Annotated in this window: 30 protein-coding genes, 2 tRNA genes and 2 rRNA genes (1 of these 34 only partly in view); 6 read left to right on the plus strand and 28 right to left on the minus strand. The window is 41.4% G+C overall.

The window, feature by feature from the left end; all coding sequences use genetic code 11:
- Window positions 1-59: 59 nt before the first annotated feature.
- The 11 genes from LLY41_RS21665 to LLY41_RS21710 all read right to left on the minus strand — a co-directional run bounded on the left by LLY41_RS21665 (window position 60) and on the right by LLY41_RS21710 (window position 6,530).
- Complete coding sequence (locus LLY41_RS21665) at window positions 60-398, minus strand: hypothetical protein (RefSeq protein WP_304586592.1); 339 nt, start codon at window positions 396-398, stop codon at window positions 60-62.
- Window positions 399-588: 190 nt separating this feature from the next.
- The gene (locus LLY41_RS21670) at window positions 589-840 is read right to left on the minus strand and encodes a hypothetical protein (RefSeq protein WP_095246159.1); all 252 of its coding nucleotides are present in this window, start codon (window positions 838-840) and stop codon (window positions 589-591) included.
- 20 nt (window positions 841-860) lie between these two features.
- Window positions 861-1,103 carry a hypothetical protein gene (locus LLY41_RS21675; protein WP_048010884.1) on the minus strand — a complete coding sequence of 81 codons (243 nt, stop codon included), beginning with the start codon at window positions 1,101-1,103 and terminating at the stop codon, window positions 861-863.
- Between the two features lie 122 nt (window positions 1,104-1,225).
- On the minus strand, window positions 1,226-1,435 hold the full coding sequence (locus LLY41_RS21680) for a hypothetical protein (protein WP_304586593.1): 210 nt from the start codon (window positions 1,433-1,435) through the stop codon (window positions 1,226-1,228).
- Between the two features lie 171 nt (window positions 1,436-1,606).
- Window positions 1,607-2,044, minus strand: a complete 438-nt coding sequence (locus tag LLY41_RS21685) for an SMI1/KNR4 family protein (RefSeq protein WP_304586594.1) — start codon at window positions 2,042-2,044, stop codon at window positions 1,607-1,609.
- 8 nt (window positions 2,045-2,052) lie between these two features.
- Entirely contained in the window at window positions 2,053-2,382 is a 330-nt protein-coding gene (locus LLY41_RS21690; RefSeq protein WP_304586595.1) for an HNH endonuclease, read from the minus strand.
- 281 nt (window positions 2,383-2,663) lie between these two features.
- Complete coding sequence (locus tag LLY41_RS21695) at window positions 2,664-2,900, minus strand: hypothetical protein (protein ID WP_304586596.1); 237 nt, start codon at window positions 2,898-2,900, stop codon at window positions 2,664-2,666.
- Window positions 2,901-3,096: 196 nt separating this feature from the next.
- A complete protein-coding gene (locus LLY41_RS21700; RefSeq protein WP_370460319.1) occupies window positions 3,097-4,005 on the minus strand; it encodes an IS3 family transposase in 909 nt (302 codons plus the stop codon).
- Window positions 3,945-4,277, minus strand: a complete 333-nt coding sequence (locus tag LLY41_RS22540; protein ID WP_095246263.1) for a transposase — start codon at window positions 4,275-4,277, stop codon at window positions 3,945-3,947. Before LLY41_RS22540 ends, LLY41_RS21700 begins: the two co-directional genes overlap by 61 nt.
- 110 nt (window positions 4,278-4,387) lie before the next feature.
- Entirely contained in the window at window positions 4,388-4,804 is a 417-nt protein-coding gene (locus LLY41_RS21705; protein WP_304586597.1) for an immunity 70 family protein, read from the minus strand.
- Window positions 4,805-4,811: 7 nt separating this feature from the next.
- On the minus strand, window positions 4,812-6,530 hold the full coding sequence (locus tag LLY41_RS21710; protein WP_304586598.1) for an LXG domain-containing protein: 1,719 nt from the start codon (window positions 6,528-6,530) through the stop codon (window positions 4,812-4,814).
- Window positions 6,531-6,742: 212 nt separating this feature from the next.
- On the opposite strand from LLY41_RS21710, the gene LLY41_RS21715 reads away from it, so the two are divergent.
- From LLY41_RS21715 to LLY41_RS21725, 3 genes are all read left to right on the plus strand, one after another.
- Window positions 6,743-7,099, plus strand: a complete 357-nt coding sequence (locus LLY41_RS21715; protein ID WP_304586599.1) for a YwqH-like family protein — start codon at window positions 6,743-6,745, stop codon at window positions 7,097-7,099.
- A 16-nt stretch (window positions 7,100-7,115) separates the two neighbouring features.
- Complete coding sequence (locus LLY41_RS21720) at window positions 7,116-7,562, plus strand: YwqI/YxiC family protein (protein ID WP_304586600.1); 447 nt, start codon at window positions 7,116-7,118, stop codon at window positions 7,560-7,562.
- A 92-nt stretch (window positions 7,563-7,654) separates the two neighbouring features.
- Window positions 7,655-8,839, plus strand: a complete 1,185-nt coding sequence (locus tag LLY41_RS21725) for a DUF4317 domain-containing protein (RefSeq protein ID WP_304586601.1) — start codon at window positions 7,655-7,657, stop codon at window positions 8,837-8,839.
- Between the two features lie 136 nt (window positions 8,840-8,975).
- Here the strand turns inward: LLY41_RS21725 and LLY41_RS21730 are convergent, their stop codons facing one another.
- The 7 genes from LLY41_RS21730 to groES form a co-directional block, all read right to left on the minus strand.
- Complete coding sequence (locus LLY41_RS21730; protein ID WP_304586602.1) at window positions 8,976-9,323, minus strand: VOC family protein; 348 nt, start codon at window positions 9,321-9,323, stop codon at window positions 8,976-8,978.
- A 406-nt stretch (window positions 9,324-9,729) separates the two neighbouring features.
- Complete coding sequence (locus LLY41_RS21735) at window positions 9,730-10,437, minus strand: FAD-dependent oxidoreductase (protein WP_304586603.1); 708 nt, start codon at window positions 10,435-10,437, stop codon at window positions 9,730-9,732.
- Complete coding sequence (locus tag LLY41_RS21740; RefSeq protein ID WP_304586604.1) at window positions 10,434-10,844, minus strand: SRPBCC family protein; 411 nt, start codon at window positions 10,842-10,844, stop codon at window positions 10,434-10,436. Before LLY41_RS21740 ends, LLY41_RS21735 begins: the two co-directional genes overlap by 4 nt.
- Before the next feature lie 31 nt (window positions 10,845-10,875).
- Complete coding sequence (locus tag LLY41_RS21745) at window positions 10,876-11,469, minus strand: YdeI/OmpD-associated family protein (RefSeq protein ID WP_304586605.1); 594 nt, start codon at window positions 11,467-11,469, stop codon at window positions 10,876-10,878.
- A gap of 68 nt (window positions 11,470-11,537) precedes the next feature.
- On the minus strand, window positions 11,538-11,858 hold the full coding sequence (locus LLY41_RS21750; protein WP_304586606.1) for an ArsR/SmtB family transcription factor: 321 nt from the start codon (window positions 11,856-11,858) through the stop codon (window positions 11,538-11,540).
- Between the two features lie 278 nt (window positions 11,859-12,136).
- On the minus strand, window positions 12,137-13,768 hold the full coding sequence (gene groL / locus LLY41_RS21755) for a chaperonin GroEL (protein WP_095246170.1): 1,632 nt from the start codon (window positions 13,766-13,768) through the stop codon (window positions 12,137-12,139).
- 62 nt (window positions 13,769-13,830) lie between these two features.
- Window positions 13,831-14,115: a co-chaperone GroES gene (gene groES, locus LLY41_RS21760; RefSeq protein ID WP_009336289.1), complete on the minus strand. Its 285-nt coding sequence runs from the start codon at window positions 14,113-14,115 to the stop codon at window positions 13,831-13,833.
- 315 nt (window positions 14,116-14,430) lie between these two features.
- Between groES and LLY41_RS21765 the strand changes: the two genes are divergently transcribed.
- Both LLY41_RS21765 and LLY41_RS21770 read left to right on the plus strand, forming a co-directional pair.
- A complete protein-coding gene (locus LLY41_RS21765) occupies window positions 14,431-15,156 on the plus strand; it encodes a CPBP family intramembrane glutamic endopeptidase (RefSeq protein WP_304586607.1) in 726 nt (241 codons plus the stop codon).
- Window positions 15,157-15,200: 44 nt separating this feature from the next.
- The gene (locus LLY41_RS21770; RefSeq protein ID WP_095246172.1) at window positions 15,201-15,392 is read left to right on the plus strand and encodes a YdiK family protein; all 192 of its coding nucleotides are present in this window, start codon (window positions 15,201-15,203) and stop codon (window positions 15,390-15,392) included.
- Between the two features lie 22 nt (window positions 15,393-15,414).
- Here LLY41_RS21770 and LLY41_RS21775 read toward each other — a convergent pair whose 3' ends face one another.
- On the minus strand, window positions 15,415-16,059 hold the full coding sequence (locus LLY41_RS21775) for a redox-sensing transcriptional repressor Rex (protein WP_304586608.1): 645 nt from the start codon (window positions 16,057-16,059) through the stop codon (window positions 15,415-15,417).
- A gap of 27 nt (window positions 16,060-16,086) precedes the next feature.
- The gene (gene moaC / locus LLY41_RS21780; protein WP_095246174.1) at window positions 16,087-16,569 is read right to left on the minus strand and encodes a cyclic pyranopterin monophosphate synthase MoaC; all 483 of its coding nucleotides are present in this window, start codon (window positions 16,567-16,569) and stop codon (window positions 16,087-16,089) included.
- Between the two features lie 192 nt (window positions 16,570-16,761).
- Here moaC and LLY41_RS21785 point away from each other — a divergent pair, with 192 nt between their 5' ends.
- Complete coding sequence (locus LLY41_RS21785; RefSeq protein ID WP_304586609.1) at window positions 16,762-18,687, plus strand: ABC transporter ATP-binding protein; 1,926 nt, start codon at window positions 16,762-16,764, stop codon at window positions 18,685-18,687.
- Window positions 18,688-18,911: 224 nt separating this feature from the next.
- Here the strand turns inward: LLY41_RS21785 and tsaD are convergent, their stop codons facing one another.
- From tsaD to LLY41_RS21825, 8 genes are all read right to left on the minus strand, one after another.
- Window positions 18,912-19,940, minus strand: a complete 1,029-nt coding sequence (tsaD, locus tag LLY41_RS21790) for a tRNA (adenosine(37)-N6)-threonylcarbamoyltransferase complex transferase subunit TsaD (RefSeq protein ID WP_304586610.1) — start codon at window positions 19,938-19,940, stop codon at window positions 18,912-18,914.
- Complete coding sequence (gene rimI, locus LLY41_RS21795; protein WP_095246177.1) at window positions 19,940-20,389, minus strand: ribosomal protein S18-alanine N-acetyltransferase; 450 nt, start codon at window positions 20,387-20,389, stop codon at window positions 19,940-19,942. The genes tsaD and rimI overlap by 1 nt, the downstream gene beginning before the upstream one ends.
- Window positions 20,390-20,405: 16 nt before the next feature.
- Window positions 20,406-21,110 (minus strand): tRNA (adenosine(37)-N6)-threonylcarbamoyltransferase complex dimerization subunit type 1 TsaB, encoded by a 705-nt coding sequence (tsaB, locus tag LLY41_RS21800; RefSeq protein WP_095246178.1) that lies wholly within the window; start codon window positions 21,108-21,110, stop codon window positions 20,406-20,408.
- Window positions 21,107-21,562: a tRNA (adenosine(37)-N6)-threonylcarbamoyltransferase complex ATPase subunit type 1 TsaE gene (tsaE, locus tag LLY41_RS21805; protein WP_095246179.1), complete on the minus strand. Its 456-nt coding sequence runs from the start codon at window positions 21,560-21,562 to the stop codon at window positions 21,107-21,109. The genes tsaB and tsaE overlap by 4 nt, the downstream gene beginning before the upstream one ends.
- Before the next feature lie 307 nt (window positions 21,563-21,869).
- A tRNA-Asp gene (locus LLY41_RS21810) sits at window positions 21,870-21,946 on the minus strand.
- 3 nt (window positions 21,947-21,949) lie between these two features.
- Window positions 21,950-22,023: transfer RNA gene (locus LLY41_RS21815), tRNA-Met, on the minus strand.
- 205 nt (window positions 22,024-22,228) lie between these two features.
- Window positions 22,229-22,345 (minus strand): 5S ribosomal RNA (rrf, locus tag LLY41_RS21820).
- 80 nt (window positions 22,346-22,425) lie between these two features.
- A 23S ribosomal RNA gene (locus LLY41_RS21825) occupies window positions 22,426-23,892 on the minus strand; it runs 1,469 nt beyond the window's last position.

Genomic DNA, 23,892 nt, shown 5'->3' on the forward strand with positions numbered 1-23,892 from the left:
TCCTAAGATTATCTTCAATAATCTTAATGTAGATCTGTTGGAAAACAACTCAGGCATATTTATGGGAAAGAACCGGCAGTTTTATTGGAGTTCTGCCGGTAAAACCCATTCAGGCTTTGGAGCAGTATATGGACAAGAAAATGAAATTTCCCATAATACCCATTTTGTCCTGAAAGAAACAGCGGAAAATCAGAAGGAGGGGAAAAAGATTTAAGATTCTTTTTTGATGCTGCTGTAATATTATTTGATATCTTACTGCGGCTTCCTTTTATATTTCCAAACCCGTCCGATTTTTTTGCCTTACTGCGCCATTTATATTGAATATTGTCCCCGTAAAAAATACCGGAGCTATTATGAACAGCCCTTACTTTAATAGAGTTATACTGGATCTTAGCCATCTAGAGCCCCCTATCCCTATTGTCATTATTATTATGATTATTGGTCAACATAGAGAAGTATGCCCCTTTAATTCCCAAGGATTTTTGGTATACTTCTCAGCAGTGCCCACTACGTTAATCTCTTTTGCTCCATAAGTAAGAGTCCACGCAAAATAAAACCACCTTAGGGAAGATGGCAGGATGTTCACCGTTAACTTTGTGTAACAGGCTGATTATTACTCTGTTGATGCTGTGAAAAGTCCGCATCAATCCAGTCATTATCGTTAATAACGTTTACAATATTGGCAGCCATGTTTTGATAACCTGCGATTTTACCTAAACCGTAGTTATTTTTCCTGTTCACCTGCCAATTTGTCTGATTGTTCTCTCCAGTAAAGATGCCTGAATTCGAAGACATCGAAGTGATATTGATATTGTTGAATTGTATATCGATACATTTCATTTATATATCCACTTCTTTTCTTATATTTGCGAAGTTGGCTGCGGGTTGATATTTTCAGGCTGCGTAATGGGGTTATCAATCCCATCAGGATCATTAATAATATTGGTACAGCCCAGCACAAGCGAATTCACAAAATTTCCATTGCCGGAATTAAATTTCCCCTGGGCATTCCAGTCAGGCTGGCTGTTTTGGCCAGAACCAATTATGGAATTCGAGGACATGCTCAGCACATTAATCTGATTAAACACGACAGAAACAGGCAAGATTATTTCCTCCATTCCTTGAACGGTTTATGTTACTATATGCCCTTTTCTTTTCATTGTGACTCCGGTGCTTTCAGGCTTAAAAAAGGGAAGCATTTTTAAAGAGCTCCCCCTGACAGCTATTAATAAGGATATCCAAATCCCGGTCCACAGCAAGGCCGCGGGTAATAATAAGGCGGTGGCGGTGGCGGTGGCGGATACCCATAAAATGGACGCGGATAGAATAAAGCAGTGCCCAATAAACCTCCTGCTAACCCGCCTAAAAAAGGCAGACCAAAGAATCCAATAAAACGCTGATCATGCGGCTGATAAGGGCCTCTGTAAGGGTACATTCATACATACCTCCATTTCCTCTGTATATGCCTACATTATTGTATATGCGTGGAAATGGGTTTGGCTTGGGCAAATTCACTACATTTGGCGGGGGAGTGTTGGGGATATATTATACGAAAAACCTTGAAAGGCATGGCCAATCAAGGTCATTTGTTTTATACCAATTAGGCCTAATCTTCAATTAAATCGATAAAATATTCATTATTATTGAGAAACTTTTTAAAAAAATCCTCTAACGATTCAGCTATTTGAATATCGAAATAAAATATTGGATTTTTAGCAAATTGTAAATCTATTGAAATATAAACACCCTCGTTTACTTCAAAAAAAATAAGCTTATCTTCATCATCAAAAAGTTCATCTAAATCTGGATCAAATTCAAAAACACCTTCTCTTAATCTAATATCAGCTACAGCCCCTGGTCCCAATATTCTATTAATTGAATTAGCGCTTAGACCTTCAATAAAGCCATAACCAACTTCTAAATATAAATGTTTTAAATCATTTGGAAGGCTGATGCCCATTCTTTGTTCAGCTTTTAATATATCATCATTAGGTACCTTATAAAGTTTATTTTCTAGTTCATTTATAAATTTAAAATCAGCCATATGCTATTTTACCTCCTTGGAAATAGTTTACCCGATGGAGCTCCCTTTCCACGTATCCCTGCTTGGTGTTCATTAGGATATTTTGCGGGATGAATATTCCACCACTCATGAGGGCCGCCAAAATTTTTCTCTATGATATGGTGAGCATCATACGGTTGACCAATACTCCGAGCAACCTCTCCATTCTTATCAAGCACTTCTTCTGTATATCTTGGCCACTTTTGATTGGTTTTTTCTTCCCATTCTGCAATCAATTTATCTTTCAAGCTCGATGTAAATTTGCTTCTATGCTTAGCTGTCTCTTTTGGTGTCAATTTTTCATAGTTTTTGTTTCTCAAGTCTTATTTTATTCGGTGAATCTGCTCTTTATTAACCTTTCGTCCAGTTTTAGCCTCTATATCTCTCAAATAAGCTTTTGCTAAATCCTTATTAAGTTCACCCGTACCCTTACCAGTCTTCCTCCCCGGCAAGACTACATTACCCTTTTCCTCTTTCAATATCCTGACAAGCGCATCAAAGTCCGCCTTATTGATGCTTTTCCGTATGATCTTGGTTCCTTGTTTTCGGACAACAGCCGCGAGCGACATGTATTCGAGTATTTCAAGCGGGGTTCCGTCAGCTATGGAGTCCAGTTCCTCACTCCTCCAACGCGGTCTTCCGGAATAGAGGCGACAAATTTGTAGGCTTTTCCTTTTTCTCCATAGAATTCCCGGACAATCCGGCCGTCCTCGTATAGATGAAACTTTCCGCCCTGATTCTCGCTGCCGATGCCATACTCATCTATGACATCAACAGTCAGGATCTCCCGGCCGCTCAGGGAGGCGAATTCCTCCGGGCTGATTTCGTTACTGTTCAACTCTGTTAAAGCTGACAATAGTATAGATTACATACATTTTAAAGAGGATGAACGGACTAAATAATTTGTTAAAACATCATAGAGCTTACAAGGTTTAGGTATATTATCTGAATAAAGTTTGTTTTATTCGGCACTCCGTATCGTAAAAAAAACCATGGGTTTGGTCTTGTCCCTGTCAAGTAGACAACATAAAAAGCTAAGCAGTGAGCGCGTGTCGATATTCTATCGGCGCGCGTTTCTTTAGTTTCTTTTGTCTTCGTTTGTAATTGTAATGGTAGATGTAGTCCTCAAGAGCTTGTTCTAGTTCTTCTCCTGAATTACACTTATTTATATACAGCTTCTCGGTTTTGAGATGTGAGAAGAACGATTCTACACAGGCATTGTCAAGGCAGTTTCCTTTTCGAGAGTGGCTGCCCTTGATGCCGTAATCCTCTAATCGGCTGCTGTATAGCTTTGACGTATACTGGAAGCCTTGATCTGAATGGAGAACGGCTTCAGCTACGTCTTTTTTCTTTGTCCATTTTTCTACTGTATTTAACACAAGTTCCAGATCATTTCTCTTAGATAGCTCCCAACTTACTATTTCGTTATTAAAGAGATCCTGTATGACCGATAAATAATAAAATTCTTCTCCAACAGACACATATGTTATATCCGTTACCATCTTTTGATTAGGTCCTGCAGCCCTGAAATTCCTTTTAAGGCGATTAGGGAAGATAATAGAAGGACTGCGACCGTGCCATTTTCTCTTCTTTCGGATGACTGATTGTATGCCCATTTCCGTCATCAGTCTGTAGACCTTCTTGTGGTTGATTAAATACCCATTTTCATTTAATTCATCTGTCATACGAGGCCGGCCAAATTCAGGATGCATGAAATGAATCCCCAAAATGTGCTCTCGAATATCTTGTTCATCCTTAGCCTTCTCTTCCCGTTTACCATTCGTTTTTCTCCATTTGTAATAGCTAGCCGGTTTGATATAGGCAATCTCAAGCAGCCAGGAGACCGGATAGGTCCCCCTTAACTCATCAACCAGTTCATACTTTATTCTTCTGGGTATGTTTCCTCCTCCTTTACCAGATTTGGATACTGCTTTTTTAGAAATTCAACCTGTGCTTTTAAATAATCTCTTTCCTCTTCAACCGACTTGAATTTAGTCCTAGGCCTGCCTTTTAAAGGGTTAGAGATTCCTTTACGCTCATTAAACGGTACTCCAGCTTTCCATTTCTTAACCCACACTTTAAGCTGGCTGCAGTTACGGATTCCCAATTCTTCTGCCAGTACTTTATAACTCTTAGACCCATTCACGTATTTCATGACGGCATTATGTTTAAACTCCTCCGAATAGCTATTAAAAGTTTGTCCTTTCTTTGCCATAGAAAAAATCCCCTCCAAGTAGCATTCTTTCCTCCATGGTAACATGGAGGTTTTTTTGAATGTCTACTTAAAGGGGACATTAACAGTTAGCGTCCCATGGATAAGAAAAGTTATAGTTTGTGAATTTTCAAATCACATTTATCTTCTTCTGCTACATCAAGTGCTGTACGTAGTACCTCAAAAAATGTTTTCCCATCAGTTGTTGCAAAATAATTCGCTAGACTAGTTACTTTTGGACTTATTTTATCCCCCCACGGTGGTTTTTGTGATAAGTCATCAATATCCCATATAACTTGTTCTGGAGAGTGCTTTGATAATTCCTTTTCAATTTCAATTAGATTAGCTTTTACAACAGAAACATCATCCCAGTTTAGTTGGTCATTATATAGCTCATTTATCAATAAAGGATATTTTGTACCCCATCCTTCTTTTTCTAAATGATATGAGATTGTTGAAAAAAATGAATGTACAAAATCGCTATGACCTAATTCGTAATAAAAACAATCTACTAATATTCCTACTGCCATCTAACTTTCACCTCTGATCCATTTTAAAAATTATATCTGCTGCATCATTTGTTCTTTCATTTATTTTTTGTTTAATGTCTCTTAAAATATCCCTTGTGATAATTTGACCCCTAACATCAATAATAACAGATTGCCTTGTTTGCTCAGGTAAATCACTTATCCGCTTATTTATTTGCTTTGACACATTTCTTATTAAGTTACTTCTACCAGAAGATGTAGTCACTTTATAATTCTTAACTTCTATGCTATGACCATTAATATAAAAATCTGGTCTTGAACTATTTTTAGTGCCATGACTTACTTCATTACCTTCCTTAAATGAAACTTGGTCACGATATCCAGGATATTCTTTTCCTACATCATTTTCAGACTGTCTCCATGAAGGTCTAGTTTTACCCGTACCCTTACCAGCCTTCCTCCCCGGCAAGACCACATTACCCTTTTCCTCTTTCAATATCCTGACAAGCGCATCAAAGTCGGCCTTTTTGATGCTTTTCCGTATGACCTCGGTACCTTGTTTTCGGACAACAGCTGCGAGCGACAGGTATTCGAGTATTTCAAGCGGGGTTCCGTCGGCCATAGAGTCCAATTCCCGTACTCCTCCCACGCGGTCTTCTGGAATGGAGTCGACAAATTCGTAGGCTGTTCCTTTTTCACTGTCGAATTCTCTTACGATCCGGCCATCTTCATATAGATAGAAATTGCCGCCCTGATTCTCGCTGCCGATGCCATATTCATCTATGACATCAACAGTCAGGATCTCCTGGCCGCTCAGGGAGGCGAATTCCTCCGGGCTGATTTCATTACTGTTTAGCTCTGCTAAAGCTTTCAAGGCTCTTAATTGATAGTGGATGGTCTTTCTTTCGTAATTACTCTGCCAGATAGCCCAGATGGAATAAGCACCGGGCGGCAGAATCTGACCCAGGGCCGTTACGCCGAGTTCTTTAAAGAATTCCGGAGAAAGCATGGAATTTCCTGCTTTATGCCTGATCCCTTCTAAAAGCTCTCCATAGATGGGGCTGGATTGAAGCTGCCTGACGGAATAGCCGGAAATGCTGAGATTTCCACTCTGAAAGAGGCTGGAAATTTCATCGATGTATGTCTGCATCAAATGTAGATCCTGCTCAATTGGATCAAGTGCCAGTGTTTGCTGGCTGTCAAAAGTCATAAGATCATCAACCGTATTTCGCCGGTGAAGTTCCGCTCTCCTTACATGTGCCGAAAACTCCCCATCCTGCAGGTGAGGGAGACTGACAATATCAGAAACTTTCTGCATCACCGCATTGGTCTCTTCTGTTAGGCTAGTGGTGATAGATTCTGTTTTTACCAGGCCCTGTGCCGCTTCTCCATCCAAAAAGCTCTGGCGGATGAATCCATTGCTTGCCGGCTCGAGCATCTGAAGGGAAGAAAGTATTCTTTTTAAAGTATTTTGATAGTCTGCAAGAAAACCCAAAAAAAATAAGAGAAAAGGAGAATGACATTCCTGGAAGAAAGCCTGAATAGCGGCTGCTCCCTCTCCACAGAAGGAGTCCTCGAGCGAGGTGATTCCTTCTACATCACGCGCAATGTTTCTTATCTGCTCTTCTAAGGAGTCGAGACTGGAGTGAAGCTCCTTCAATCCGCTATGCAATTCCCTTGCATCTAATACCTTCAGTATAAATCGCCTCCTGCCATTCGACAATTGGAATAGAGGCACTTCAGAGAGTCCCTCACTAGAATTTTCCATATTTTATACTTTACACTAAAAATTAGAGTAATTTTATTATGAATAGGATTATTTTTACACTTTTGTATAAAACAGTAATAAATACCCATCGACAGAATGACTAAAATAAGGAAAATGTATCATTATTACATTATTTCCCTGTGATATAGTAAAATGGATTCTTTTTTTCGGTTTAATAATATGAAAATGGCAGTATATAGAGGTGAATATTCATGTCTTTAGGATATTACTACAGTTTATTGGCGAAGAAACAAAGTGATCTGCAGCGACTGCTGGCCTGTGAGGGGGAGCTCCAAGGAAAACAGCAGGAGTTTAACCAATATCGGCATACCGTCACAAAGCCGGATCTTTCCCCTTTTACCTGGCAGGGAAAGCTGGCAGATGAATTTGAGGATATCCGGTTTGATCAAATGCTCACAAGTTACACTGAAATTGAGTCAAATCAGTTTCATGAGGTGTTTTCAGCTATAAGCCGGAAGCTGCAGCAGATCCAGCAGGAAATCGAATCTATCAAACAAACAATCGCTTCCCTGGAAGCACAGCTTGCAGCAGAGAGGTCGAAGAAATAATGAGGAGGTACTGAGAATGAATACTGAGATTAAGCTAAGGATAAGCGATATAGAACAGGCACTCTCTAAACTTCAATCCTCTGCTAACGGGCTCCAGTCATCCCTTCCATCCACTATTGGGGAAAATAATGTCCTTGATTTCATCAATAAATTAAATGCTTTAAATAGGCAGCTTCAGCAGGTGACAGAAGCCTATAAATCTGTATTACTTCAAAATGAAGATACAACACGACAATCCGTACAGTTCTTGGATGAATCAGATCGGCTCCTTTCCAGGGGATACATGCGGTGCAGAAAAAATAATCCCCTTAGCAAACAACCCTTTTTCATAGAATATAAGAGGCTTCACCCAAGTTTTGGCCAGCTTATGGGGAGCCTCTTTTTATCCCCTCAATGCTGGCAGAATACCAGGATTTCTCATTCACCTCCCCTCTTCAAAATCTCTATTAATGAATCCTTATAAAAAAATGAAAATAAATAATAATTTATAGAGCGGATGTATTTTGTTATTCTAGTAGATATGCATATTGGGCAGTTTAGGAGTGGATTTTAACCGTGAACAAAAAAGACATTGCACAGATTCGGAAACAATTTAAATTAAATAATGACTTACTAAAGATCTCAGATATTTTTAACGTCTATATTATGAAGGAATCAAGCGAGATATATCATTATGAGAGCCAGCCTTTTGAAATGCTGGATCAGGATCAGCAGGAGCTCTTTATGGACAACTTCAAAAAGCTGCTGGGCGGCCAATTGGATGAAAAGCTCTTTGAATTAAAGTTTCAGAGGGATGCGGAAAACAGCAGTCAGCTCATCCTTCATCAAGGATTGCTGACCAATGATGCTGAGGGCTGGACGGAACAAATGCTTCAGATTGTCGGCAAAATGCTGGGAGTCCGGCAATATGAAAAAGATATTGTTGTTACGTTCATTCGCGGAGAGTATCTAAAGCCTATGAAGCGCCGCAATCCAGAGGCCGAGGAAAGTGAACGGGATGCCGTTTATTCTCATCCCTTTATTCTCTGCAGCATCAATAACACGCAGGAACCGAAGAAAGAACTGCTTTTTGACTATGTCGAACGGGAATTTAAATATCATTTTACCGTTGATCCGATTATCAACCTCAAGTCTCCCATTTCAGGGTTTCTATTTCCTTGCTTCACTGATCACGCTGCTGATGTCAATCATGTCCTGTATTCTGCAGGCAAGGTCCATGAGCCCGACCACCAGTTCATTGAGGACGTGTTAAACGGGGAAGAAACCATTACGGCACAGGATGATAAAATCGTTTTTGAAGAAATTATTAAAGACGTAACGGGAGATCAGCTTAGCACATCAACACTTTCCAGCGTATATGAAGAGATAAACCGGATGATCGTGGAAAACGAAGAGGATGAACCACCGAAGCTGGATTCCAAAGACGTAGAACATGTTTTAAAGGTGAGCGGCATCGAAGATATTGATTCTGAAAAGGTCCAATCCGCTTATCAAAAGATCATTGATGATGACAAATATGAAATAAAGGCAAGCAGCGTCCTGCCTAAATATAATTCAAAATCAATCAAAATCAGCACAAAGGCTGCCAACATATCCATATGCCCGCAGGATCTTAGATATGTAAGACAAATTAATTTTGAAGGCAAGCGTTACCTGATGATCGAGGTGGAAGAAGATACCGTGATTGAAGGCTTTACGATGATTCCGGAAGCTTTTGGCGGGGGTCATGATAAAGAATAAAGCAGCAGTGCTGTCATTCGAAAGAAGTATACTATTTAAAAAAGGAATTTCCAGATAGGAATTCCTTTTTTGGCGTTATAAGCAGTTTAGGGGTTGGGATAATGTGCCTGTCCTATGTCTCTTGTTTTTAAATACGCTATTTCTCCCAAAGCTCGACCAGCCGGCCTTCAGGATCTTCAATCCAAATAAATTTTCCAAACTCACTAACTTCTTTTTCCTTAACAAGAGGTACACCAATTTGTTCAAGACGGGTAATCATCTCGTCTAGATTATGCACCTGAAAATTCAACATCACTTGTTGTTCTGCAGGAAAATAACTGTCATCCTCAGAAAAGAAAGAAAAGATCGTCTCATTTTCTAATTGGGAAGTAATCACAGTCCCATTCCAATTATCTATTTCTATCTTTAACACTTCACTGTACCATTTTTTCACCTCATCCAGGTTCTTTGTTCTCCAAAATATCCCGCCGATACCTTTTATCATTGTAACCAGCTCCAGTCTTTCTTTTAGTTTTTCAATTACATTAGATATTCGAGATGTAATGTAAAGCTCCTTCTTCAACTTGAAGAGAGGAATTATGGCGAGAAAACAAAAACAAAAGAATTAAAAAAAGAGGCTTCCCACAAGTTTGCACAACTCATGAGAAACCTCTAATTTTAGGTGAGAAATATTAGCATTCCTCTTTCCCCTTACAAATCATGGGGTATGGGCGATGATTACATCATGCCGCCCCTATGGTGAGAGTCTGTAATATCGTTAACATGGTGTGCGTAGAGTGCGGTATATCAAGGTTTTATTAAATTCCCACTGTAACATCTTTAACGGGGATTTACCGTTTTTTATGGGATTGCGTTAGCAAAATGTTAGCAATTTTACTAACTCATATTAATTAATACCCATAAAAAGCATCCTTTTTGATATTCTTCTTTGGAATATGTTTACTCTTCAAAAAGTCAAATAAGGACGTCACCATTGATTGTGGTCCTGCAAAAAAGTATTTAACCTCACCATTATGTAAGGCGGTAAACTTATCTATCTCCTGATATAAATCATCCCTTGAATCCAGATATGTGATACTTGTTGAAGTGTTGTTTGCAATCGCATCAAGTTCATCTTTGAATAAAAATGACTTATTACTATCCAAATAGAGGAGATGTATGGGATTGTCGATACCATTTCCTTCTGACTCTATTTGTTTTAAAATTGATCGAAATGGTGTAATGCCAATTCCGCCTGCGAGGAGAAGGGTAGGACTGTCATCCTTTAGATTAAATGACCCTATAGGTCCTGTCAGATTTATAGTCATTCCCTGTTTCAGTTCTAGCATTGCTTTTTTGAACTCACTTGGATTTCCGCTAATACGCATCGTTATTCTAACCACATTCTCAGTCGGGGACGATGCGACAGTAAATGGACGTGTTTTGTTTTTTATTTTCTTATGGGTTATCGTAAACAAACCATGTTGCCCAGCTATCCAGCTTAAATCGTTCTCTTTTTCAAATAGGAAGGTATAAACATCTTCTGATTCTTTATAGCTTTCTAAAAACAATAAATCTCTCTTCTTAAACATTGCGAGTGCATCTTTAAAAAAACTCATTCAGCTACTCCTTTTTCTTCAATTCCCATTATCACTTTTTTAAGTTCTTCAATCTTATACGCCCAACCATATTTCGCACCGTTGAATGCTTGATCTTCTTTGTCGAAGCCTGTATGGTCGAGATGTAAATAAGTTGTTCCATCCTCTTCCTTCAATGTCCACGTGACGATAGTATTTATCGGACCACCTATCCATGTGTAAGATAACTTATGAGGCTCGTCCACTACTAATACTTCACTATCTACAATTAAATCTATTTCCTTATTACGAAACTGACATTTATATCCGACAATGGGTTTAAAGTTATTTTCCATTACCCATTGTGCAAGGGTATCTGAATTTGTTAAGGCTTCCCATACTTTATTAATTGGACTCTTAAATTGAAAATCTAATGATATATCTGCCATTATCTATTCCTCCACACATGATATATAAATGCTAATCATTCAATCCTTTTCCATCTAAAATTTTCTGCATATATTTTTCAATTCTTGAATTTCGGGTTTTAGATTGTTTAGCTCCAGAAAAATAAAAAAGATATGCCCTTTGCCGTCCAGGTGTCAACGATTCAAATTCTGTTTTCAATTCAGGTATTTCATCGAATTTAGCTTGTAATTCTTCAGGAACGGTATATTCAGAAGTTTTTTTGAGTTCTACTTCCAAACCAGCTTTTTCTACCTCAATAGCATTCTGTATATAGGTTTTCAGGATGGTTTCCATGTTTATTATTTCTTGAACATTGGTGAATCGAGTTTGGCGTGCGGACTGCGTATTCTCAGTTTGTTGGATAAGTATATGATTAGGATCCTTTAACAAGGCACCTTTGTGAAACAAAAAGGCACAATATTCTTTAAAGCCGTGAATTAATACAATATTCTTTCCATCCAACGTGTAACAAGGGTGCATCCATTTAAAATCTTCTGTTAGTCCACAATCTAAAACTATTTGTCTTAACTTTTCAAATTCACTCTTCCATTTCTTCTCTTTTCTTAAAAAACCATCAACCTTACGACTTGCTACACTATTTGTCATTCAAGCGACACCTACCTTCTATTTTTTGAAATTACATTAGAGAATAATAACGGTAAATCCGTCATTATCTACTTCTCCAATATATCCTTTAGTAATAACGCTCTTTCATTCCAAAACTTTTCATAAAAGGATAACCAATCTTTCACTTCCTGTAAGGGAGCTGCATTTAGTCGATACTTTGTTTCTCTACCTATTTTTCGGTTGGTTACTAAATCTGCATCTTTTAGGATAGATAAATGTTTTGAAACAGCAGTACGACCCATTTGAAAATGATGAGTTAATTCATGTAAAGGTAACTCTTCAGTACCTGCCAACAAACGTATTAATTTTCGTCTTGTTGGGTCTGCAATAGCTACAAAAACATCATGCTTTTGGTCAGTATTGTTCAAGGTCTTCTCTCCTTCATCAAAAATAGGGCACCTTTTAGTGTCCTTTATTATACGACACCAAAAAGTGTCTAGTCAATATTATTTTATTTTAGGGTTAAATTTGTTATTAGCCGCAAACAACACTCCACTAAATAGCTCAAGAAATAAAAAAGAAGCCTCTCAAAAGTTCAGTGAACTAATGAGAAGCCTCCGTTAAAAACCTTAATGTCAGCATAATGTTAGCAAATCACTCTCAACATACTAACAAATCCTTTTATATCAAGGGTTGAGGGGGATGATTACATCATGCCGCCCATTCCACCCATGCCGCCCATATCAGGCATTGCAGGAGCAGCATTTTCTTCCGGCTTGTCAGCAACTACTGCTTCAGTAGTTAAGAACATAGCTGCAACAGATCCAGCGTTTTGAAGAGCTGAACGAGTTACTTTAGTTGGGTCAACGATACCAGCTTCGATCATGTTTACCCACTCGCCAGTAGCAGCGTTGAAGCCTGTTCCAACTGCTTCGCGCTTTAAGCGGTCAACAATAACTGAACCTTCAAGGCCAGCATTGTGTGCAATTGTGCGTACAGGCTCTTCCATTGCACGAAGTACGATATTGATACCTGTTGCTTCATCGCCTTCAGCCTGGATAGAAGCCACTTTGTTGTATACGTTTAGAAGGGCAACACCACCACCGGAAACGATTCCTTCTTCTACAGCTGCACGTGTAGAGTTAAGGGCGTCTTCGATGCGAAGCTTGCGCTCTTTCAATTCAGTTTCAGTAGCAGCACCAACTTTAACCACTGCCACACCGCCAGCTAGCTTAGCAAGGCGCTCTTGTAATTTTTCGCGGTCAAATTCAGAAGTTGTTTCTTCCATTTGAGTGCGGATCTGGTTCACACGGCCGCCGATTTGCGCGCTGTCTCCAGCACCTTCAACGATCGTCGTGTTTTCTTTAGAAACAACCACTTTAGAAGCGCGTCCTAAAGAATCGATTGTAGCAGATTTAAGGTCACGTCCCAGCTCTTCAGTGATTACTTCACCACCAGTCAGGATCGCGATATCTTCAAGCATAGCTTTACGGCGGTCACCGAAGCCAGGAGCTTTAACCGCTACTGCATTGAATGTTCCGCGAAGCTTATTCACTACTAATGTAGCAAGTGCTTCACCTTCAACATCTTCAGCTACAAGCAATAAAGGCTTGCCTTGCTGTACAACCTGCTCAAGTACAGGAAGGATTTCCTGAATGCTTGTAATCTTCTTATCAGTGATTAAGATATAAGGGTTTTCAAGAACCGCTTCCATCTTATCAGAATCTGTCACCATGTATGGAGAAGCATATCCGCGGTCGAACTGCATACCTTCTACCACATCAAGCTCAGTTGTGAATCCTTTAGATTCTTCGATTGTGATAACACCGTCGTTGCCAACGCGCTCCATTGCTTCAGCGATCAGCTGGCCAACTTCATTGTCAGCAGCAGAAATCGCAGCAACCTGTGCGATAGACTCTTTGTTTTCGATAGGTTTTGAAATAGCTTTTAACTCTTCAACAGCAGTAGAAACCGCTTTTTCAATTCCTTTGCGGATGCCCATTGGGTTAGCTCCTGCCGTTACGTTCTTAAGGCCTTCACGGATCATTGCCTGAGCAAGAACAGTTGCAGTTGTTGTACCGTCACCGGCAACATCATTTGTTTTGCTTGCTACTTCAGCAACAAGCTTCGCACCCATGTTTTCGAAAGCATCTTCAAGTTCGATTTCCTTCGCGATTGTCACACCGTCATTCGTGATTAATGGAGAACCGAATTTCTTCTCAAGAACCACGTTGCGTCCTTTAGGTCCAAGAGTTACTTTTACCGCATTTGCAAGGGAATCTACACCGCGAAGCATCGCGCGGCGGGCTTCTTCACTAAATTTAATCTCTTTAGCCATTGATAAAAAACCTCCTCAAAAATTTTAGCTTTATCTTTTAATAATCTTCGACTGATCGGCGATTAGCCAATTACAGCAAGAATGTCATTTTCACGTAAAATTAAATATTCTTTGCCTTCGTACTTCACTTCAGTACCGGCATATTTTGAGAAGATGATACGGTCGCCGTCAGCAACTTCAAGGGCAACACGCTCACCATTTTCAAGAACGCGGCCAGTTCCCACAGCTACAACTTTGCCTTCTTGAGGCTTCTCTTTAGCAGTGTCCGGCAGTACGATGCCGCTTGCAGTTTTTTCTTCAGTTTCAACAAGCTCGATAATGATTCGATCACCTAGTGGCTTTAACAAGTGAAACAACCTCCTCAAATAATATGTAAATATTTTTATTTATTAGCACTCTCTCTATTTGAGTGCTAACACAATTATTATATTAATGAATCTCTTTTCTATTTGCAAGGGTGAAGCTTAAATTTTTTATAAAAAAATTCATTCGCGCTTACCCGCTATTTTTCGACACGGACAACCTCTTAAGGATGCTGCTGAAACACACATTTTAACCATAACAGGTCTCTCTTTGGTGCTGATATTTGAAAGACGCTCCTTATAAAGAGTACAATGGCTTTAGGACTTGTTTCCAACACTCAGATTAAGGAGTAAAACACTTTGAAAAAGGAATACTGGATTATTTTAATCGCCTATATTGCCATGCAGCTTTCAAGCTTGTTTGGCGTTCCGCTCGTTTTATTAGCTGCCGATGCCCTCGGAAAGAATCCCGAGAATATGCAGATTCTGGCTGTGGCCTACTGGCTCGTAATCAGTTTCACGATTACGCTGATTATTACGCTTCTACTACTAAGGAAAGAAATGAAACGGGGAATGGACAGGGATGCATCTTCTGTTGCAGGCTCTTTGGGCTGGGCTATTGGAGGCATATTTTTGGCCCTGATTGCTCAAGCTACAGCTGCAAGCATTGAAAACCTGATTGGCATTGAAATGGGATCTGAAAATACACAGCAGATTATCCGGATTATTGAAGCATCGCCAATCGTCATTTTAATCAGTTCGGTCATCGGGCCAATTCTTGAGGAAATCGTCTTTAGAAAGGTTATTTTTGGCTCTCTTCACAAGCGCTTCAACTTCTTCCTGTCAGCCCTGATCAGCTCGGTCATTTTTGCTCTGGCCCATTTTGAGCCTGAACATGTACTGTTATACTCAGCAATGGGATTCACCTTTGCCTTTTTATATGTCAAGACGAAGCGGATCATCGTGCCGATTTTTGCCCATGTAGCGATGAACACCTTTGTTGCGGTTGTTCAGCTGAATCAGGATAATATACAAAAGTGGTTAAAGGAAATGGAAAACATTCAGAGCTTTATCAGCTTTTTCTAGCATAGCGTAATGCTGTGGAGTTTTAAAATTACTGGGGGATTATCATGAGAAGCACACCTTTGTTTTCAGGCTTTATTTACATCCTTCTCGGATGCCTTTTTACCTTTATTGCCATTCAGAATACCCAGCGGGAAGAAACCTGGGGATTCTTTACTTATTTTCTGATGCTAATTGCCACATTTGATTTTGGCACCGGTCTCCGCTTGATTGGTCAGCATTTTAAAACGAAAAAATGAGCCCTCAAAAGGCTCATTTTTTTTACACTTCTTCAGGATAATTTTTCAGAAAATAAACCAATGACTGCAGCTCCACTGCCAGATCGATATGGTGAATCCGAATCGAGGACGGTACAGTGAGCCTCGCAGGTGTAAAGTTAAGGATTCCTTTTATTTTCGCATTCACCATCCGATCGGTAATCGTCTGGGCAGGCGGTGCAGGCACCGTTAGAATCGCCACCTGAATATTATTTTTAACAATCACTTCTTCAAGGTCATCCATATGATAGACCGGCACATCACCGATTTCCGTGCCAACCTTGCTCTCATCCACATCAAATGCCACTTCTATTTTTGTATTATTATTTTTAAGAAAATTATAGTTAAGAAAGGCCGTTCCTAAATTCCCTACCCCGACCAAAGCAACTTTGGTAAGCTCGTCCTGGTCAAGAGTCTTCCGAAAGAAGCCCAGCAGGTAATTCACATTATATCCATAGCCTTTTTTCCCTAACGCACCAAAGTACGAAAAGTCACGGCGAATCGTTGCAGAATCCACTTTAACCGCCTCACTCAATTCTGCTGATGAGACTCTTTGTTTGCCGGAGGAATGAAGGTTCTTTAGGAAACGGTAATATAAAGGCAGCCGTTTAGCTGTTGCCTGCGGTATCTTAATTGGTTCATTGGCCATTCGTCCATCCCCATTTCTTATGATGAATTAATTTCGTTTAAAATCTCCGTTTTTGCCGCCAGTTTTCTCTATTAAAAAGGTTGGTCCGATTACCATTCCTTTATCTACAGCCTTGCACATATCATAAACGGTCAGCGCACAGACAGAAGCAGCTGTTAACGCTTCCATTTCCACACCCGTATTTCCTTTTGTTTTAACAGAAGCCGTAATGATGAGAACGTACTCTTCCTCTTCTGCTTTCCATGAAAATGAAATGTCCACACCCTTTAGCGGCAGCGGATGGCACATCGGAATAATGTCCCATGTTTTCTTGCTCGCCATAATCCCTGCCGTTTGTGCAACAGCGAGTACATCCCCTTTTTTCATGGAGTTGGAAGTGATCTTCTCGTATATCTCCTGATTCACCGCAATACTTGACTGAGCAATGGCCGTCCTTGACGTCTCAGGCTTATCGCTGACATCCACCATTTTTGCCCTGCCCTCTTGATTAAAATGAGTAAAATCCGCCATTTAAAAACACCTCTCTTCAAAATCATACACTATTTTTCCGTTACTTTGTATGTGCATTGTAAGGTTCTTCACATATTTATTTACCTTTTTTTTATGATTTAATGCCCTGCAGGCGTGCTTATAGTCCTGTCTCCTTTATTGCCGAACATATATGAATGAGTTACACTTACTCTATACCCGAGGTGAAAGAACATGATACTATTACAAGTCAATCAGCTGGCAAAAAGTTTTGGCGCTGATCCCATTTTAACGAATATAAAGCTTGAAGTACAAACCAGGGACCGGATTGCCCTTGTAGGACGCAATGGTGCAGGAAAATCCACCCTTTTAAAAATAATTGCCGGACACATGACGTATGATTCTGGTGAGATTATAAAGCCGAAGGAAGTAACCATCGGCTATCTTGCACAAAATACCGGTCTGGAATCGGAGTTATCCATTTGGGATGAAATGCTGACTGTTTTCAGTCATCTGCAGAAGCAGGAAAAACAGCTTCGCAGCCTTGAAGAACAAATGGCAGATCCTGATATCCTAAATAATTCTGATGCCTATGAACGCGTATTGAAAGATTACGACAAACTTCAGGTTGATTTCAAAGAAAATGGCGGCTATCAATATGAAGCAGATATCCGTTCCATTCTCCATGGACTCAATTTCAGCTCAATGGGCTATGATACTAAAATTTCATCATTGAGCGGCGGACAGCGAACAAGGCTCGCCCTTGGTAAACTTCTGCTCACAAAACCTGATATTTTAATCCTGGATGAGCCTACCAACCATCTTGATATTGAAACATTATCGTGGCTCGAACAATACCTGCAGGGATACAGCGGTGCTATTCTAATCGTATCACATGACCGGTACTTTCTTGATAAGGTCGTTTCTCAGGTTTACGAGATTTCCCGCCACCAAATAAGAAAGTATCCAGGAAACTACAGTTCCTATTTGGATCAAAAAGCGGCTAATTTTGAAAAAGAGATGAAGCAATTCGAAAAACAACAGGAAGAAATCGCTAAGCTGCAGGACTTCATTCAGCGAAACCTCGCCCGGGCCTCCACAACCAAAAGGGCACAAAGCCGCAGAAAGCAGCTGGCCAGAATGGACGTGATGGACAGGCCGCTTGGAGACGAGAAATCGGCTTCCTTTGGATTTGACATCGAGCGTCAGTCGGGCAATGAGGTTTTAAATATACATTCTTTAGCTATAGGATACAAAGAGAAAGTCAGTGAGAATATTTCAATGCGGCTGGCAAGAGGCGACAGCATTGCACTAGTAGGCCCAAATGGAATCGGCAAGTCCACATTGCTTAAAACCATCATCAAAAAAATCCCTTCTTTTTCAGGGGAGATTCAGTACGGTTCCAATGTGACAATTGGCTACTATGACCAGGAACAGGCAGAGCTCACAAGCAACAAAAGAGTCCTGAACGAATTATGGGATGAATACCCGCTGAAACCGGAAAAAGAAATCAGGACCATACTTGGGAACTTTCTCTTCTCCGGTGATGATGTTCTAAAAATCGTTTCAACACTGAGCGGTGGTGAAAAGGCCCGGCTCGCACTTGCAAAGCTTATGATGCAGAAATCCAATTTTTTAATACTGGACGAGCCTACAAACCACTTGGACCTGGACAGCAAGGAAATTCTTGAAAATGCATTGATCGATTATCCCGGGACCATTCTCTTCGTCTCTCATGACCGCTACTTTATCAACAGAATTACAACAAAAGTAGTTGAACTTTCTGGAAGCGGGGCAACTGAATATCTTGGCGATTATGATTATTATGTGGAAAAAAAGCAGGAGCAGGAGGAATTGCTTGCACTTAATAAGCAAGTTGACACCACCGCATCGCAGCCTGTTAAGCAGGACAAAAATAATTATCAGCAGGATAAAGAAGCTAAAAAGCTCGAACGCCAGCGAAAAAGAAGAATGGAAGAAATTGAAGAACACATAGAAAACTTAGAAACAGTCATAGATGCTAATGATCAGCTTTTATGTGATCCGAATGTTTATCAGGACCATGAAAAGGTAATGGAAATAACAAATGAAACAGATGATGCAAAAGCAAAGCTGGAAGAATTGATGGAAGAATGGACGCTTTTAGCTGAAGAGGATTGAGAGAATATTCATAACTTTTAGACTGGTAGAATAGTCACTGCCAGTCTTTTTTATTATCCACAAAGATAATCACAAGAAAAACGCAGTTATATGTACTCTCCACAGACTTTTCCACATTATCCACAATTAAAGCTGATTTTATCCACATTACCAACATAAAATTCTGAAATGAATGATTTTATCCACAGAAAAAGCCCCCTATGCTGTCGGGGACTTTTTCCTATTTATTTATCGTTGTGGATAGTAATATCTAAACCGGGATTTGCATTTAAATCCAGACCGGCGAAGTGTCCTTTATCAAACAGGACACTTCCTGCTGCCGCTATCATCGCTGCATTATCTGTGCATAAAGATAATGGCGGAATAATAAGCTTTATATCAGCTCTATTTCCAAACTTCTTTTCTAAAGAAGCCCGAAGACCTTTATTCGCAGCAACTCCGCCTGCGAGCAAAAGCTGATTCACCTGATACTCTTCAACTGCTCTTTCTGTTTTCGTTACCAGGACGTCAATAACACTATCCTGGAAGCTTGCCGCCAGATCCTCCGGTACTATCTTCTCTCCACGCTGTTCAGCGTTGTGGACAGTGTTGATAACCGCTGATTTTAAGCCGCTGAAGCTAAAATCGTATGAACCTTCTTCCAGCCAGGCTCTTGGAAGCTGAATAGCTGGATTCCCTTCATGTGCGAGTCTGTCAATGTGAGGACCTCCCGGATATGGCAGGTTTAAGGTCCGGGCAACTTTATCATATGCCTCACCTGCAGCATCATCCCTTGTCTCGCCAATTACTTCGAAATGGCCATGCTCCTTCATATAGACCAGTTCTGTATGTCCGCCGGAGACTACCAGGGAAAGTAACGGGAATTCCATTTCTTCCACCAGTCTGTTTGCATAAATATGGCCAGCAATATGATGCACGCCTACCAGCGGGATGCGGTGAGCAAATGCAACGGCTTTTGCGGCATTAACCCCAATCAGAAGCGCCCCTACAAGGCCAGGTCCTTCCGTTACAGCAATTGCTGAAAGATCAGAATATGTGATCCCTGCCTTATATAATGCTTCTTCCAGTACGATTGTTATCTGTTCAACATGATGACGGGAAGCTATTTCGGGAACTACTCCGCCAAAACGTTTATGGCTTTCTATTTGGGATGCAACGATATTGGCTGTAATTTCGCGTCCATTCTTAATGATGGCTACAGCCGTTTCATCACAGCTCGTTTCAATTCCCATGATCCATTGATCTTTTTTCATTATAAATTCACCCACATTACTAAAGCATCTTCTTGATTATCTGTGTAATAGTTCTTCCTGATGGCTCCGTTTTGAAAACCAAGCTTTCGGTATAAGGACTGAGCTGTGAAGTTGGATACCCTTACTTCCAGAGTCATTGTGATGACTCCCTTTTCAGACGCAACCTCCATTAGCTGCCGCATCAAAGCTTCTCCAAGTTTTCTCCCCCGATATTCAGGGAGCAGCGCAACATTGGTGATATGAGCTTCATCCACGACAATCCATGCTCCACAGTATCCTATTACTTTATTTTCTTCTTCTAAAACAACATACAAAGCAAACTGGTTATGAGTTAATTCGTTAAAAAAGGCCTCCCTGCTCCAGGGTGTTGCAAAGGATTTGTGTTCGATCTCCAAAACATCATCAATATCCTCTTCATTCATCAAACGGAAAGTTAAGGATTTATTCATACGTCCGCTTCCTCATCTATAACTTTTTTTCCTTGTTTGCTTTTATCCAATTAGCTTCAGCTTCCGCAATCCTAATGTAATTAGGTACAAAAGAATGGACATCCTCAGCCTCGCGGTCACGTCCTAATAAAGCAAGTTCTGCCGGCCTTGGGTTATGTTCTGCAGGTGAAGCAAACACTGCCCGCTCATTAAGGAATTCTCTGAATACATCTTTATGCAATGGCAAATCATTCCCAATGAAAAGAACGTTTTCCTGCTGTTCTGAGAGCATGGCTGCCCATTCTTTTGAAAGCAGAAGCTGGTCTTTGATCACCGATACTAACTGCCCTTCCCTATACTGATAGAGGCCGGTATAAACTTGCCCTCTCCGTGCATCAAATATGGGAGAAATGACTCCATTGAAGTATCTGCCAGCCGAGGCTGCATAAACTTCAAGACTTGATACCCCAACAAGCGGCTTATTTAAAGTCCATGCCAGTGTTTTTGCAATCGTTACCCCGATACGCACTCCAGTATACGAACCAGGTCCTTTCGCTACAACAATTTTATCTAATTCAGCAGGCTTAACACCGCAGTCTTTCATTAAAATATCAATAGCCGGCATAACCCGGACAGAATGATTTTTTTTTACATTTGTAATATACTCGCCTATAACCTGATCGCCATCCAGAAGAGCTACTCCCAGAGGGTAATTGGATGTATCTATGGCCAAAACCTTCATGACATAATCTCCTTACACAATTCCTCATATCTTCTGCCCTGAGGTTCCAGGACAAGCCTTCTTGAGTCATGATCATCAAGATATAAATAAATCGTCAGTAACTCTTCGGGCAGCTGTTCTTTAACAAGATGAGCCCATTCTACAACTGTGACCCCATTACCATCAAAATATTCATCAAACCCCAAATCCTCAAAGGAATCTTCAACTCTATATACATCCATATGATAAAGGGGCAATCTTCCGTGGTATTCTTTAATAATTGTAAAAGTCGGGCTATTTACATTCCGTGTTATATTTAGCCCTTTGGCCAGCCCCTTGGTGAAGGTCGTTTTCCCCGCACCCAAATCGCCTTCCAGAGCAAGGACATCCCCCGGCTGAAGCAGGCTGCCAAGCTTTTCTGAAAACCCCATCGTATCCTCTGGGTTCTTTGAGATAAACTCAAACTGACTCATATGTTTCAACACCTTTTATTATCTAATCTATAAGCGAAAAGAAAAAGTACAAACGCTTTATCACCCATACCGCCTCAAGGCAGTAGGAGATTGCGGTGGACAGTTCTCGAAATTCAAAGAACTGCATTCTAAGATTACAAAAAAACCTTAGGATAAATCCTAAGGAGAATAGTCTATATGTAGTTTACCTTATTTTGCAGCAATGGGCAAAGTAAGCTATTTTCATTATTAACATCATATACACTAATGGTAAAAAGGCATAAAAAAAGACGAAACCAAGTTTCGTTTTACTTTTAGAGCTATAAAATGGCGGTCCGGACGGGACTCGAACCCGCGACCTCCTGCGTGACAGGCAGGCATTCTAACCAACTGAACTACCGGACCAGATTGCGGGGGCAGGATTTGAACCTGCGACCTTCGGGTTATGAGCCCGACGAGCTACCGAACTGCTCCACCCCGCGACAATATTATTTATGTGATTTTTTCCATGCCCACATCTGGCATTACATCTCGCAGTTTAATCAAAGAAGTACCGCCCCGATTTCAGAAAGATTATTCAAGCAGCAGCTCAATCGGTGCGCTGAAGAAATTCCTTCGAAGCTTATTCGGACGTGCTCCACCCCGCGACAATATTATTTATGTGATTTCGAATCACAAATTTGTTTCGCCCGGCAGCGTCCTACTCTCACAGGGGGACAGCCCCCAACTACCATCGGCGCTGAGAAGCTTAACTTCCGTGTTCGGTATGGGAACGGGTGTGACCTTCTCGCTATCGCCACCGGACTATTTGATTGAAGAAACTTCGTTCCCTCAAAACTAGATAATGTATGAAGAAGCATTTGCCGAGTATTCACCAATATGACTTGGTTAAGTCCTCGATCGATTAGTATCAGTCAGCTCCACATGTCGCCACGCTTCCACCTCTGACCTATCAACCTGATCATCTTTCAGGGATCTTACTAGCTTGACGCTATGGGAAATCTCATCTCGAGGGGGGCTTCATGCTTAGATGCTTTCAGCACTTATCCCTTCCGCACATAGCTACCCAGCGATGCCTTTGGCAAGACAACTGGTACACCAGCGGTGCGTCCATCCCGGTCCTCTCGTACTAAGGACAGCTCCTCTCAAATTTCCTGCGCCCACGACGGATAGGGACCGAACTGTCTCACGACGTTCTGAACCCAGCTCGCGTACCGCTTTAATGGGCGAACAGCCCAACCCTTGGGACCGACTACAGCCCCAGGATGCGATGAGCCGACATCGAGGTGCCAAACCTCCCCGTCGATGTGGACTCTTGGGGGAGATAAGCCTGTTATCCCCGGGGTAGCTTTTATCCGTTGAGCGATGGCCCTTCCATGCGGAACCACCGGATCACTAAGCCCGACTTTCGTCCCTGCTCGACTTGTAGGTCTCGCAGTCAAGCTCCCTTGTGCCTTTACACTCTGCGAATGATTTCCAACCATTCTGAGGGAACCTTTGGGCGCCTCCGTTACTTTTTAGGAGGCGACCGCCCCAGTCAAACTGCCCACCTGACACTGTCTCCCGCCCCGATCAGGGGCGCGGGTTAGAATTTCAATACAGCCAGGGTAGTATCCCACCGACGCCTCCACCGAAGCTAGCGCTCCGGCTTCTCAGGCTCCTACCTATCCTGTACAAGCTGTACCAAAATTCAATATCAGGCTACAGTAAAGCTCCACGGGGTCTTTCCGTCCTGTCGCGGGTAACCTGCATCTTCACAGGTACTATAATTTCACCGAGTCTCTCGTTGAGACAGTGCCCAGATCGTTACGCCTTTCGTGCGGGTCGGAACTTACCCGACAAGGAATTTCGCTACCTTAGGACCGTTATAGTTACGGCCGCCGTTTACTGGGGCTTCGATTCAAAGCTTCGCTTGCGCTAACCTCTCCTCTTAACCTTCCAGCACCGGGCAGGCGTCAGCCCCTATACTTCGCCTTGCGGCTTCGCAGAGACCTGTGTTTTTGCTAAACAGTCGCCTGGGCCTATTCACTGCGGCTCATCAGGGCTATTCACCCTAATGAGCACCCCTTCTCCCGAAGTTACGGGGTCATTTTGCCGAGTTCCTTAACGAGAGTTCTCTCGCTCACCTTAGGATTCTCTCCTCGCCTACCTGTGTCGGTTTGCGGTACGGGCACCTTTTCCCTCGCTAGAGGCTTTTCTTGGCAGTGTGGAATCAGGAACTTCGGTACTAAATTTCCCTCGCCGTCACAGCTCAGCCTATGTGGTAACGGGATTTGCCTCGTTACCGGCCTAACTGCTTGGACGCGCTAATCCAGCAGCGCGCTTACCCTATCCTCCTGCGTCCCCCCATT

The organism is Cytobacillus firmus, from assembly GCF_023612095.1.
Taxonomy (GTDB): domain Bacteria; phylum Bacillota; class Bacilli; order Bacillales; family Cytobacillaceae; genus Cytobacillus.